The sequence below is a fragment of the Albidovulum salinarum genome (assembly GCF_025673475.1).
Classification (GTDB): Bacteria; Pseudomonadota; Alphaproteobacteria; order Rhodobacterales; family Rhodobacteraceae; genus Albidovulum; species Albidovulum salinarum.
The window spans coordinates 80,384-93,463 of sequence record NZ_JAOVQO010000016.1 but is presented as its reverse complement, the minus strand read 5'-3'; the positions used below and the strand labels follow the sequence as shown (position 1 = coordinate 93,463).

At 65.2% G+C, this 13,080-nt stretch carries 10 protein-coding genes and 1 tRNA gene; 5 read left to right on the top strand and 6 right to left on the bottom strand.

What is annotated here, in order from left to right; all coding sequences use genetic code 11:
* Positions 1-60: 60 nt before the first annotated feature.
* From OEZ60_RS16530 to OEZ60_RS16515, 4 genes are all read left to right on the top strand, one after another.
* Entirely contained in the window at positions 61-1,197 is a 1,137-nt protein-coding gene (locus OEZ60_RS16530) for an alpha-hydroxy acid oxidase (protein WP_263338526.1), read from the top strand.
* Between the two features lie 161 nt (positions 1,198-1,358).
* Entirely contained in the window at positions 1,359-4,802 is a 3,444-nt protein-coding gene (locus tag OEZ60_RS16525; protein ID WP_263338524.1) for a pyruvate carboxylase, read from the top strand.
* 80 nt (positions 4,803-4,882) lie between these two features.
* Positions 4,883-5,299, top strand: coding sequence for a hypothetical protein (locus tag OEZ60_RS16520; RefSeq protein ID WP_263338522.1), 417 nt, complete (start codon positions 4,883-4,885; stop codon positions 5,297-5,299).
* Positions 5,300-5,797: 498 nt separating this feature from the next.
* Positions 5,798-5,872 (top strand) — tRNA-Gly (locus OEZ60_RS16515).
* Positions 5,873-6,146: 274 nt separating this feature from the next.
* Here OEZ60_RS16515 and OEZ60_RS16510 read toward each other — a convergent pair.
* The 6 genes from OEZ60_RS16510 to OEZ60_RS16485 all read right to left on the bottom strand — a co-directional run bounded on the left by OEZ60_RS16510 (position 6,147) and on the right by OEZ60_RS16485 (position 11,683).
* Positions 6,147-6,560, bottom strand: a complete 414-nt coding sequence (locus OEZ60_RS16510) for a universal stress protein (RefSeq protein ID WP_263338519.1) — start codon at positions 6,558-6,560, stop codon at positions 6,147-6,149.
* A gap of 190 nt (positions 6,561-6,750) precedes the next feature.
* Positions 6,751-7,041: a hypothetical protein gene (locus OEZ60_RS16505; protein ID WP_263338516.1), complete on the bottom strand. Its 291-nt coding sequence runs from the start codon at positions 7,039-7,041 to the stop codon at positions 6,751-6,753.
* 181 nt (positions 7,042-7,222) lie between these two features.
* Positions 7,223-7,609 carry an acyl-CoA thioesterase gene (locus tag OEZ60_RS16500; RefSeq protein ID WP_263338513.1) on the bottom strand — a complete coding sequence of 129 codons (387 nt, stop codon included), beginning with the start codon at positions 7,607-7,609 and terminating at the stop codon, positions 7,223-7,225.
* Positions 7,610-7,701: 92 nt separating this feature from the next.
* On the bottom strand, positions 7,702-8,463 hold the full coding sequence (locus OEZ60_RS16495; RefSeq protein WP_263338510.1) for a TIGR01458 family HAD-type hydrolase: 762 nt from the start codon (positions 8,461-8,463) through the stop codon (positions 7,702-7,704).
* A gap of 96 nt (positions 8,464-8,559) precedes the next feature.
* Positions 8,560-10,014, bottom strand: a complete 1,455-nt coding sequence (locus OEZ60_RS16490; protein ID WP_411709809.1) for an NAD(P)/FAD-dependent oxidoreductase — start codon at positions 10,012-10,014, stop codon at positions 8,560-8,562.
* Between the two features lie 352 nt (positions 10,015-10,366).
* Complete coding sequence (locus OEZ60_RS16485; protein ID WP_263338504.1) at positions 10,367-11,683, bottom strand: nucleotide sugar dehydrogenase; 1,317 nt, start codon at positions 11,681-11,683, stop codon at positions 10,367-10,369.
* 383 nt (positions 11,684-12,066) lie between these two features.
* Here OEZ60_RS16485 and OEZ60_RS16480 point away from each other — a divergent pair, with 383 nt between their 5' ends.
* On the top strand, positions 12,067-13,038 hold the full coding sequence (locus OEZ60_RS16480; protein WP_263338502.1) for an NAD-dependent epimerase/dehydratase family protein: 972 nt from the start codon (positions 12,067-12,069) through the stop codon (positions 13,036-13,038).
* Positions 13,039-13,080: the final 42 nt, after the last annotated feature.

Below are 13,080 nucleotides of genomic sequence, written 5' to 3'. Positions count from 1 at the left end.
TCACACTCTGTTCCAGAGCTTTCGCTGGACAAGCGGAGGGGCGGCGCGGCGTAGTTCGGCATGGACCTGCACCAGCGTTACCCGGCGATTTCCGACCTCAAGGCCCGCGCGCGGCGGCGGATCCCGCATTTCGTCTGGGAATATCTCGACAGCGGCACCGGGACCGAGGCGACGCTGCGGCGCAACCGGGCAGAGCTCGACACGGTGCTCTTTCGTCCCTCGATCCTGCATGGCGAGTTCAACCCGGACCTGACGGCGCGGCTCTTCGGTCACGACTTCCCCCTGCCCTTCGGCATCGCCCCGGTCGGCATGTCCGGGCTGATCTGGCCCGACGCCGAACGCCTGCTCGCGGCGGCGGCGGGCAAGGCGGGGCTGCCCTATTCGCTTTCGACGGTCGCCAGCCAGACGCCAGAATTCGTCGCCTCGGCGCTCGGTCAACACGGATGGTTCCAGCTCTACCCGCCGCGCGACCCGGCGACCCGCACCGACATCCTGAGACGAGTGAAAGCGGCGGGATATTCGGCGCTGATCCTGACCGTCGACGTGCCTGTGACGAGCCGGCGCGAACGTCAGGTTCGATCCGGTCTGACGCAACCGCCGAAAATCACCCCGAGGCTGCTGGCGCAGGTGGCACGTTGCCCGATCTGGGCAGCCGGCACGGTTCAACTGGGAATGCCCCGGATGCGGTTGATGGAAGACTATTCCGATGAGCGCGGGGTCCGCTCCTCCACGGCGCATATCGGATATCTCCTGCGCATCTCGCCCGACTGGGACTACCTGAAGGCGCTGCGCGACGCCTGGGAGGGGCCGCTGATCGTCAAGGGGGTACTCAACGCCGACGACGCGGCGCGGCTTCAGGACGAGGGCGCCGACGCGATCTGGGTCTCGAATCACGCCGGCCGCCAGTTCGACGCCGCGCCTGCGACGATCGAGGTGCTGCCGGCGGTCCGCGCCGCGACCACGCTGCCGGTGATCTTCGACAGTGGCATCGAGGGCGGGCTCGACATTCTCAGGGCGCTCGCGCTTGGTGCGGATTTCGTGATGCTGGGGCGCGCCTGGCATTACGCGCTCGGCGCGCTCGGCGCGGCAGGTCCGGCGCATCTGGTGGAGATTCTGGCCCAAGACATGGCCACCAACATGGGCCAGATCGGCGCAAGGCAGCTTGCCGATCTCGCCGGGTGTCTTCGAGGGCGATGAAAGTCGTTTTCGGCTTATTTGCTTCGCAATCACATAAGATAGTTTCGGCGCGGGCCATAGAGAGAACGAAATGTTACCGGAATCTGACGATCCGGCAGCGAGGGGTATTGCGCCGCGCCGCAGCGCCCCTATTGTTCGCGCGCGCCACCGGAGGGGAACCGATGACCGAATTCCGCAAGATCCTAATTGCCAACCGTGGAGAAATCGCGATCCGCGTCATGCGCGCGGCGACCGAACTCGGCAAGCGCACGGTCGCGGTCTATGCCGAGGAAGACAAACTCTCCCTCCACCGCTTCAAGGCGGACGAGGCCTACCGGATCGGCGAGGGCATGGGGCCGGTCCAAGCCTACCTGTCGATCGCGGAGATCATCCGGGTCGCCAAGGAATGCGGCGCGGACGCGATCCATCCGGGCTACGGGCTTCTCTCGGAGAATCCCGAATTCGTCGAGGCCTGTGCGGCAAACGGCATCACCTTCATCGGCCCGAAGGCCGAGACGATGCGGGCGCTTGGCGACAAGGCCAGCGCGCGGCGCGTGGCTGTCGCGGCCGGGGTTCCGGTCATCCCGGCGACCGAGGTTCTTGGCGACGATTTCGACGCGATCAAGAAGGAAGCGGCCGAGATCGGCTATCCCCTGATGCTCAAGGCCTCCTGGGGCGGCGGCGGACGCGGCATGCGCCCGATTACCAAGCCGGAGGAACTCGTCGAGAAGGTCCGTGAGGGCCGGCGCGAGGCCGAGGCCGCCTTCGGCAACGGCGAGGGGTACCTTGAAAAGATGATCCTGCGTGCGCGCCACGTCGAGGTGCAGATCCTCGGCGACCAGCACGGCTCGATCTATCACCTCTACGAGCGCGACTGCACCGTCCAGCGCCGCAACCAGAAGGTCGTCGAGCGCGCGCCCGCGCCCTATCTCACCGAGGCGCAGCGCACCGAGATCTGCGAGCTTGGCCGCAAGATCTGCGCCCATGTGAACTACGAATGCGCGGGCACGGTCGAGTTCCTGATGGATATGGACACCGGCCAGTTCTACTTCATCGAGGTAAACCCCCGCGTCCAGGTCGAGCACACCGTCACCGAGGAGGTGACCGGCATCGACATCGTCCAGGCCCAGATCAAGATCGCCGAGGGCAGGACCTTGGCCGAGGCGACCGGCGTGTCGCGGCAGCAGGACATCCAGCTTAAGGGCCACGCGCTCCAGTGCCGGGTCACGACCGAGGATCCGCAGAATAACTTCATCCCCGACTACGGCCGCATTACCGCCTATCGCTCGGCGACCGGCATGGGCATCCGGCTTGACGGCGGCACCGCCTATTCGGGCGGCGTCATCACCCGCTACTACGACTCGCTTCTGGTGAAGGTCACCGCCTGGGCGCCGACACCCGAGCAGGCGATCGCCCGGATGGACCGCGCGCTGCGCGAGTTCCGGATCCGCGGCGTCTCGACGAACATCGCCTTCGTCGAGAATCTCCTGAAGCACCCGACCTTCCTCAACGACACCTATACGACGAAGTTCATCGACACGACGCCCGGCCTCTTCAACTTCAAGAAGCGCCGCGACCGAGCGACGAAGATCCTGACCTATATCGCCGACATCACCGTGAACGGGCACCCCGAGACCGCCGGCCGGCCGAAGCCGGCGGCCGAGGTGCGCGCGCCGAAGCCGCCTGCGCTCCGGGCGGCCCCGGCCGCCGGCACCCGCAACCTCCTGGAGGAGAAGGGCCCGCAGGCAGTGGCCGACTGGATGGCGGCGCAGAAGAAGCTCCTGCTCACCGACACCACGATGCGCGACGGGCACCAGTCGCTTCTGGCGACCCGGATGCGCTCGATCGACATGATCAAGGTCGCACCCGCCTATGCCGCGAACCTGCCCGAGCTCTTCTCTGTCGAATGCTGGGGCGGCGCCACCTTCGACGTGGCCTACCGCTTCTTGCAGGAATGCCCGTGGCAGCGGCTCCGTGACCTCCGGAAGGCGATGCCGAACCTGATGACGCAGATGCTGCTGCGCGCCTCGAACGGAGTCGGCTACACCAACTACCCCGACAACGTGGTGCAGGAATTCGTCCGCCAGGCCGCCAAGACCGGGATCGACGTCTTCCGCGTCTTCGACAGCCTCAACTGGGTCGAGAACATGCGCGTCGCGATGGACGCAGTGGTCGAGAACAACAAGATCTGCGAGGGCACGATCTGCTACACCGGCGACATCCTGAACCCGGACCGCGCGAAGTACGACCTGAAGTACTACGTCGCGATGGGCAAGGAGCTGAAGGCCGCCGGTGCCCATGTCCTTGGCCTCAAGGACATGGCGGGGCTCCTGAAGCCCGCCTCGGCGCGGGTGCTCTTCACGGCGCTGAAGGACGAGGTCGGCCTGCCGATCCACTTCCACACCCATGACACGAGCGGCATCGCCGGGGCGACGATCCTTGCCGCCGCCGATGCCGGCGTCTCGGCGGTCGACGCCGCGATGGACGCGTTCTCGGGCGGCACCTCGCAGCCCTGCCTCGGCTCGATCGTGGAGGCGCTCGCCCATACCGAGCGCGATACCGGGCTCGATATCGGCGCGATCCGCCAGATCTCGAACTACTGGGAGGGCGTGCGCCACCAGTATGCCGCCTTCGAGTCGGGGCTCGAGGCGCCGGCCTCCGAAGTCTATCTGCACGAGATGCCGGGCGGCCAGTTCACCAACCTCAAGGCGCAGGCCCGCTCGCTCGGTCTCGAGGAGCGCTGGCACGAGGTGGCGCAGGCCTATGCCGACGCCAACCGGATGTTCGGCGACATCGTCAAGGTAACGCCGTCCTCCAAGGTCGTGGGCGACATGGCGCTGATGATGGTGGCGCAGAATCTCACCCGCGAGCAGGTGGAAGATGCGACCACCGACGTCGCCTTCCCCGACTCGGTCGTCGACATGATGCGCGGCAATCTCGGCCAGCCGCCGGGCGGCTTCCCCGAAAGCATCATCCGCAAGGTGCTGAAGGACGAGAAACCGAACACCGAGCGTCCGGGCAAGCACCTCAAGCCCGTCGACTTAGAGGCGACCCGCGCGTCTGTCACGAAGGAGCTCCTGGGCTTCGCCGTCGATGACGAGGACCTGAACGGCTACCTCATGTATCCGAAGGTCTTCCTCGACTATATGGGCCGTCACCGGCTTTATGGGCCGGTGCGAACCCTGCCGACCCGCACCTTCTTCTACGGCATGCAGCCGGGCGAGGAGATCTCGGCCGAGATCGACCCCGGCAAGACGCTGGAAATCCGGCTCCAGGCGGTGGGCGAGACCAACGAGGAAGGCGAGGCCAAGGTCTTCTTCGAACTGAACGGCCAGCCGCGCGTGATCCGCGTGCCGAACCGGGCGGTGAAAGCCAAGACCGCGGCGAAACCGAAGGCGGCGGAGGGCAACCCGAACCATATCGGCGCCCCGATGCCGGGTTCGGTCGCCTCGGTCGCGGTATCGGCGGGCCAGAAGGTCAATGCCGGCGACCTCCTTCTCACGCTCGAGGCGATGAAGATGGAAACCGGCATCCACGCCGACCGCGCCGCGGTGGTGAAGGCGGTCCATGTCCATCCGGGCAGCCAGATCGAGGCGAAGGACCTGCTGGTCGAGTTCGAGGCCTGATCGCGCTCGGGTTCCCGTTAGGAACCCGTCAATACGTGCTGCTCTAGTCTCATCCCCGCGACTTCGGGGGTGAGGCATTGATGGACGACATTCGGGAACAGCTCGAAACCTTGCTGGTGGAGGATGTGATCCTGACGCTGGGCAACCTGCGCGGCTCCCTGACCTGGCTCATGGCAGACGAGACCGGCGCCCGGTCGCCGCGCGGGATCGGCATCGACCGTCTCGACCGTCAGCTCGCCCTGGTCGAGGATCGCGCCCGTTCGGTCTGCCGGCTGCTCCGATCCGGCCGGATGGCGTCGGAGTATACAGGCGGGCCTGGAGATGCCGGGGAAACTCGGCGTCAGCCGCCCGAAACCGACGACCCGTTCCCCCGATGTGCGGCGGCACCGGAACCGGGCGTGACGCTCGAAACCGCGATCCTCGACGCGCTGCTGCACGACCGCGACGCGGCATGTCTGACGATGCCGCGCTTTCGCAGCCAAAGGTCGCAATCCTGAACCGGCCGAGCCTACGGCCCGGCTCTGGCTCGAAACCCGGCAGCGCAGGCCGCACGGGAGCAGATCGACCACATCCGGCAGGATCATTGCAGGCGCCTCACGCTTTTGAGCCGCCCCCGGCGCACGGAGTGGACGGTTCGTGATGCGTGGAGCGAGCCCGCTGCGCCCGCCGGGATTGCGGCGTCTGAACACCAAGCAGGCGCCGCCGCTTCGCGTGGGTAAATCGCCCCGTGAATCCAGCCTGTACTGGTAAATCCATGCGTGGCACGGATCAGAAACCGACATATTTTCATAAGGTTGACAAGAATTCTTCGGAATTGCATGTGATCCAGCCGCCATCCGCTCGGCCCGTCGATTTTCGGCGATGCCGCGCGACGCGGGATCCCCACCGGGGTTTAGGAACGCCCCCTTACGCGACCCGAAAAAAACTTCCAGCCGCGTACGATTTTCGCTTGCAGCCGCCCCGTAGAATTAATACATCGCTCCCACCGAAAGGATGCGGGCGTAGCTCAGGGGTAGAGCATAACCTTGCCAAGGTTAGGGTCGTGAGTTCGAATCTCATCGCCCGCTCCAAATCGGTTCTGGAAGTCCAGACGCAGACAAGGCGCCCTCTCGGGGCGCTTTTTCTTTTCCGGAACAAGACAGGCAGACGACCGGGCGGTATCGGCTCGCGCGCCGCCAAGAAAGCGGAAGGCGGGGCTGTCACGCCCGATGGAGAGGCGCAGCAAGAGCCCGCCCGCTCATCCGGTCGATGCCGAGGGCGCGTCAGAGCCGGGCGCTTACATGTGAGATAGAAGGCGTGGCCCGGCCGGCAATCCGGTTGCCCGCGCCGAAACGGGACGCCCGTCTATCGGGCCACGGTGACTGAGCAATGCGCCCGCCCCGAGACCTCGGCTGCGACTGAGCCGAGCACGAGCCGCGAGATCCCCCGCTTGTCGCCGGTTCCCATCACGATGTGGTCGATACCGTTCTGCTCCGCGTAGGAGACGATCCCCGCCGGCGCTTCACGGCTGATCAGGTCGACCCGCTTCACCCCCTCGACACCGTATGCCGCAGCGACTGCCGCCGCCCCGTCGAGGATCTTCGCGACCTCGGCCTCGGTCCAATGGGTGATGAGCGGCCCGCGCGAGCCGCCATGCGCGACGTTGACGGTGCAGATGGTCAGCTCGGCTCCGTACTTTTGGGCCAGTTCGGCGGCAACGATCACGGCGGCTTCGGAATGATCGGTCCCGTCCGTCGCACACAGGATGTTCTTGGTCATGGGAATCTCCGCAAAGGTCACGCTTATGAAACTTTTTTCACTACGAATAATGTCGTGTCTTTGATCTGCGTCAAGCGGATTCAGCGTGACCGCAACTCCGGTCCCATCGCCGGAAAGACCGCGTGCGACACAGAAGGGGCGCGAGTCTCCACGCGCCCTTTTCCGCAGGTCGATGCCGTTCTCGCGGCAATCATGTCAGGATAATGGCACCCGACACCCGCGACCGGATCGAGACGAAGGAGACGGAAATGTGGCGCCCCCATGTCCTGTGCCGCGTTTCAGAGGCACCCGAACAGCGGGCAGTTGCCAGGATGGACAGGGCGTTGGCGCGTCCGATACGGGCTTTCACGGTGAGATCGGTCATTTGGGTTGGTCCTCGGCTGGAAGGGTTGAACACCGGAGATACCGCCACAATCACTACGATGATCTCATCGTCGTTCTCAGAAATGTCCACAAAAGGGCACATGTATGCCAGCTTCATGCCATTTATGTGTTTTTTTCACGACAACCATCAGTTGCATTTACGATTCACACGTCATCGCGTGGATTGATGCCAAATCGCGAATGAACAAGGAACGGCGGAATCATTGTCCGCAACCGAGGGAATCGCCCCGATATCCTGCGCGGATTCGGTCAAAGCGCAGATTCGGAACCCTGTCGCGTCACCCGGCCGCGGGAACCACCCGCGGCTTGCCGTCGTCGTCGATCGCGACAAAGGTGAACAGCGCTTCGGTCACCTTCTCTCGCGCGCCGTGGCGGTCGCGCAGGACCCATGCCTCGATCTCCAGCCCCATCGAGGTGCGGCCGATCCGGGCCACGCGAACATAGATGCAGAGCACGTCGCCAACCCTTACCGGGCGGATGAACTTCATCGCGTCCACGGCCACGGTTGCCACGCGGCCGCGGGCGCGGGCACCCGCGACGATTCCCGCCGCAATGTCCATCTGACTCAGCACCCAGCCTCCGAAGATGTCCCCGTTGACGTTGACATCTCGTGGCATCGCGAGCGTCCGCAGCGTGAGCTCGCCCTCCGGTCCGGTTTCGGTCATCGCCCCTCCATTGCGCTTTGCTCCATTGATGTTAGAGGCCCGAACCGGCGGCGGATAGCCCCTGCAACGCCCCGAACCAATCGCGCCGGATCTCACACGAGAAGCGCGTCGACGGCATCGCCGATCCCGTCGGCGACCATCGACGGATTCGGTGCGAACCGGGTCTCGTCACCCTCGCGATACTTGCCGGTCCGCACCAGGACCGCCAAGGCCGCGCCGGCATCGAGCGCACCGGCAATGTCGGCCTCGGCATCGTCACCGATCATCGCGACCTCGGCCATCCCGGCACCCATGCTCGCCGCGGCGGCGGCGAAGAATCCCGGCGCTGGCTTGCCGAAAAGAAGCGCCGTCTTGCCGCTTGCGTGCTCCAGCGCGGCGACGAAGGCCCCGGCGTCGAGGCTGAGTTTGCCGTCGGCATCCCGGAACACCCGGTTCGCCGCCAGCGCAAGGAGCGGCGCGCCGGCCTCGATCTTGCGGAACGCGGTGTTGAGCGCCTCGTAGGTGAAGAACCGCCCGGCATCGCCGAGGACGACCGCTTCCGGCCCGGTGGTGTCCGTATCGGCGAAATCCTCGCCGAGGTCGGGATGGATGAGCAGATGCGGCGCATGTCCATGCCGCGCCAGCCAATCGCAGGCGGCCGCCGCCGGCGTAAAGAGTTCGTCAGGCGCGAGATCGACGCCGAATGCTCGCAGCCGGTCAACGAGCGTCCGCTTCGGCCGCCGGGTCGAGTTGGTGAGGAACCGAACCGCCAATCCCTCCGAGCGCAACCGCCGAACGGCATCGGTCGCGCCGGGAAGCGCCCTGCTCCCGGAATAGAGAACGCCAGACAGATCGATCAGTACACCCTTGAGCATGGTCGGACCGTGGTTCGAGCCTCTTTCCTGCCCGGCAACGCGCCCCGCGCACGGGTATCGGACCGGCGGCCAGCAACTGCGCCCGAGTACCGCCGCTCACTCGGCGGCAAGACGTGGCTTGGTCGCGGCAGCCCGTTTCCTGATCTCGAACTCCTCGTGATAGGACCGCTCCACGTTCACCGTCCAGACGTCGTGTTCTTCGCCGAGGATGTTGCGCGCGGCCAGCATCGCCGACAGCATCGAATGGTCCTGGTTGTTGTAGCGATGCAATCCGTTGCGCCCGACCGTCTGGAAATTCTCCAGCGACAGGATCCAGCCCTCGAGCACGTCCAGCGCCTCGCGATATTCGCCGTCATAGACCGGATAGGCCTTCGGCTGACGGATGATCGCGGCACCGATCACGTCGGATGCCTTGGCCAGGCCGAGTTGCTCCAGTTCCTGCGAGGCGAGCTCGCGCAGGTCCTCATCCGACATCGACCAGAGCCCGTCGCCCTTCTGGCAGAAATACTCCATGCCGATCGAGGCGGTGTTCTGGTCGGGGAGCATCTCCTTCGACCAGGCCCGGAAGTTCTGGATCCGTCCGACCTTCACCTTGGGCGAATGGATGTAGATCCAGTTGTCGCGGAACGGATCGGCATGGTCGAGCACCAGCGTCACGATCAGGAAGTCGCGGTACCTGAGCTTGTCCGCGGCCTCCACCACCTCCGGCGGCGGCGGCGGGTCGAAGGCGTGGATGAGGTCGCGCAGCGCCATCGAGTTGACGAAGTGCTCGCTCTCGACGCGTTCGATGACCGGCTCGCGCCCGTCCTCGTGCCAATGCTTCACGTCGATCGAGGTGACCCGCCTGCCGGTGCGGTTCACCCGGATCACCTCGGAGCGCAGATGGACCTCCCCGCCCTTTTCCTCGACCAGCTTCGCGGTCTTTTCCCACATCATCCCAGGACCAAGCCGCGGATACTGGAACTCCTCTATGAGGCTCGTCGTGTCATTGGCGCCCGAGATCGCATTCCAGACCGCCTTGAATAGCGAGAGGTTCTTGATCCGCTGCGCCGCCCAATCGGCGCGGATGTCTCTGGGATTGATGCCCCAGACCTTCTGCGTGTAGCTGCGGAAGAAGTGCATGTAGAGCCGGCCGCCGAAGCGGTTGATCACCCACTGCTCGAAGCTCTCCTCCTTGCGGTAGGGCCGGACCTGCCACTTGAAATAGGACAGGAGAATGCGCATCGACTCGTAGGGGCCGATGTTCAGAAGCGCGTTGAACAGCTTCAGCGGATAGTCGAAGAATTTCTCGCGGTAGTAGATCCGGCTGAGCCGCGGGACGGTGATGAAATCGTCGCCCAGAACCTCGTGCCACATCTCTTCCACCTCCTTCACCTTGGTGAAGAAGCGATGACCGCCGATGTCGAAGCGGTACCCGTTATTGGTTTCCGTACGGGAAATACCGCCGACCATCTCCGAGGCCTCGTAGACCTTGGGCTTGTGAAGGAGGCTGCGTTTCTGCAATTCGTAAGCCGCAGTCAATCCCGCGGGCCCCGCGCCAATAACAACCACGGGGCAACTCTTCCCTTGCTGGATGCTCAATTAACCGCCCCCAGAACACACGTTTCAAATACACGCAGAACTCAATATACCCTGCAATCCCACTCCGACAAAACGATGCGCACCGAAAAGGGGACCGGCCCGCCCGCATCACCACTCAATTGCCATCGTTGTCGCGGTTTTTTGAACAATGCCGCCCTGTTCGCCCTTGATGAGCTCATGTTTTACTCTCCTTTTGATTGATTTTCTTTTTAATAGAACCTTCTTCAGTTGATCTATCTCCGAATCGCCCGGTCACGTTTGCGAAGCGCGAAGCGGTCAAGCATCTGCTCCGCCAGCCCCGTGCGCACTTCCGCGCGCCGGGTCAGATCTTGACGATGCGCGCCTTGTCCGCGCCGATGCCGCGCGCGGCGAATGCGTTGCGGGTGTCAAGGATGAGCCGCGCCTCCGCGGCCAGGAGCGCGTAGTCGACGGCGCTGTGGTCGGTGGCCACCAGAACCGCATCGTAGCTGGCCAACTTCGCGGCGGTCAGCGCCACCGAGGCCCGTCCCGCCAGCGAGGGATGGTCCCGCGTCGGCGGCATGACCGGGAAATAGGGGTCGTGATAGTCGCAGGTGGCCCCCATCTCCTCGAGACGGAGAAGGATGGCGAGCGCCGGGCTTTCGCGCGTGTCCTCGACATCCTTCTTGTAGGCGATGCCAAGGATCAGCACCCGCGCATCCTTCACCGCGACGCCGCCGTAGCGGGCCAGTTCTCCCGCGACCCGGCCGGCGATCAGGTCGGGCGCCTCGGCGGTACTGACCCGCGCCAGATCGACCAGCGGCGTTTCCGCGCCGACATCGCGTGCCCGCGCGGCCAGATAGGCCGGAGAGACCGGGATGCAATCGCCGCCGATCCCGGGCCCCGGATAGAAGGGCATGTAGCCAAAAGGTTTCGTCGCGGCCGCCTGTACCACCTCCCAGATGTCGACGCCCATCGCCTCAAGCGCGGCCTTCATCTCGTTCACGAAGGCGATGTTGACCATTCGGAAACTGTTCTCGATGAGCTTCACGGCCTCGGCGGTGGCGAGCGAGCTTACCGGGACGGTCCGGGCGACGATCTGCGCGTAGAACCGGTCGGCGAGATCGCGCGACCGCAGGTCATCCGCGCCGACGATCTTCGGAATTGTCCGCGTCGTGAAGATCGCGTTCCCCGGATCCTCGCGCTCGGGCGAGAAGGCGAGGAAGAACTCCTCGCCGGCCCTCAGACCGCGGCGTTCGAGGATAGGTTTGACCACCGTTGCCGTCGCACCGGGCCAGACCGTGCTTTCGAGCACCACGAGCTGCCCCGGCCGCAGCCGCTCCGCGATCGTCTCCGTGGCACGGATCACATAGCCTAGGTCGGGCTCGCGTGCGGGCGACAGCGGAGACGGCACGCAGATCACGATCACGTCGGCCTCGGCGAGCCTCGCCATGTCGGCACTGGCGGAGAAGCCGCGCGACACCGCGTCCTGAACGCGATCCTCGGGCAAATAGGAGATCGTCCGCGCGCCGGCATTGATCATGGCGACCCGGTCTGCGTTCAGGTCGAAACCTGTGGCCGGGAAGCCCGCCTCGCACACGGTGAGGGCTAGCGGCAGTCCGACGTAGCCGAGTCCCACGATCGCGACCCGCGCCTCGCGCTGGCCAATCAGTTCGTTCAAAGAAGCGTAAAGCGAAAACACGCTTGTCATCATAGCCCCCCGCAACAATCACCTGGTGGCCGGCACGAAAAAATACCCGTCGACTGTCGCACACAGGCGTTCGCCAGAGCAATCCCGCGTCGCTGGACCAGCGCGTCTGTTTAGGATACGAGGACAATCCCGCATTTCCACCCGGTTTGGCTCGCATCACGAACCCAACCTTCGCCCTCTTGCTCCGCGCCACCGCGGCGGCTTTACCCTTCGCGGCGTTCACGATCCGGCACAATCGGACCAGACAGACGCCAACTGTTTCGAGAAAATGACAACCCGGACAGCGGCATGGCCCGAATGCGGGTGCCATGCTACGCTCCGGTCAGGTTTCGACAGACGTCCGGCGGGGGCACATGAAGGTCTTGATCACGGGTGGCGCCGGCTTCATCGGATCGCATCTGTCCGAACGGCTGATCGCCGAAGGCCATTCCGTCACCGTTCTCGACGACCTCTCGACCGGTCGGACCGAGAACCTCGCGGGTCTTTCCGGCCACAACCGCTTTCGCTTTCACGAGGGCACGATCCTTGACCCCGCGCTCGTCGGGACGCTGACGGATGAGGCCGACATGATCATCCACCTCGCCGCCGCGGTCGGGGTGAAGCTGATCATGGAGGAGCCTTCGCGCTCGATCCTGACCAACGTCGGCGGCACCGAGACGGTGCTCAAGGCGGCGCTGAAGGACCTGAAGCCCGTCTTCGTCGCCTCCACCTCCGAGGTCTACGGCAAGGCCACGAAATTCCCCTTCGGCGAGGACGACGACCTGACCATCGGCGCGACGAAGAACCTGCGCTGGTCCTATGCCTGCGCCAAGACGCTCGACGAGTTCCTGGCCCTCGCCTATGTGCGCGAGGCGGATCTGCCGGCCACGGTCCTGCGCTTCTTCAACACGACCGGCCCGCGCCAGACCGGGCGCTACGGCATGGTGCTGCCGAACTTCGTCCAGGCCGCGCTGGAGGGTCGGCCGCTCCTGGTCCACGGCACCGGCGAGCAGTCGCGCTGCTTCGGCCATGTCGCCGACGCGGTCGAGGCGATGGTGCGGCTGATGGCGACCCCGGCGGCGCGGGGCGAGGTCTTCAACGTCGGCAATGACGAGGAGGTGACGATCCGCGCCCTGGCCGAGCAGGTGGTGGCGGCCACCGGCTCGCCCTCCGAGATCCGGCTGGTGCCCTACGAGACCGTCTACCCGGCCGGGTTCGAGGACATGGCCCGCCGCCTGCCCGACGTATCCAAGCTCGAGCGGGCGACGGGCTTCCGCCCACGCCGGCCGCTGTCGGAGATCATCGCCGACATCGTGGCCGAGAAGCGTTCGGAAATGGCGGCGTGAGCGGCGATGCGCGGATCACGCAACCGCTGCGGACCGGCGGGA

Bases quoted from the DNA above. Each gene is read 5' to 3' on its own strand.
- OEZ60_RS16530 (WP_263338526.1), top strand. From the start codon at position 61: ATGGACCTGCACCAGCGTTACCCGGCGATTTCCGACCTCAAGGCCCGC.
- OEZ60_RS16525 (WP_263338524.1), top strand. From the start codon at position 1,359: ATGACCGAATTCCGCAAGATCCTAATTGCCAACCGTGGAGAAATCGCG.
- OEZ60_RS16520 (WP_263338522.1), top strand. From the start codon at position 4,883: ATGGACGACATTCGGGAACAGCTCGAAACCTTGCTGGTGGAGGATGTG.
- OEZ60_RS16510 (WP_263338519.1), bottom strand. From the start codon at position 6,560: ATGACCAAGAACATCCTGTGTGCGACGGACGGGACCGATCATTCCGAA.
- OEZ60_RS16505 (WP_263338516.1), bottom strand. From the start codon at position 7,041: ATGAAGCTGGCATACATGTGCCCTTTTGTGGACATTTCTGAGAACGAC.
- OEZ60_RS16500 (WP_263338513.1), bottom strand. From the start codon at position 7,609: ATGACCGAAACCGGACCGGAGGGCGAGCTCACGCTGCGGACGCTCGCG.
- OEZ60_RS16495 (WP_263338510.1), bottom strand. From the start codon at position 8,463: ATGCTCAAGGGTGTACTGATCGATCTGTCTGGCGTTCTCTATTCCGGG.
- OEZ60_RS16480 (WP_263338502.1), top strand. From the start codon at position 12,067: ATGAAGGTCTTGATCACGGGTGGCGCCGGCTTCATCGGATCGCATCTG.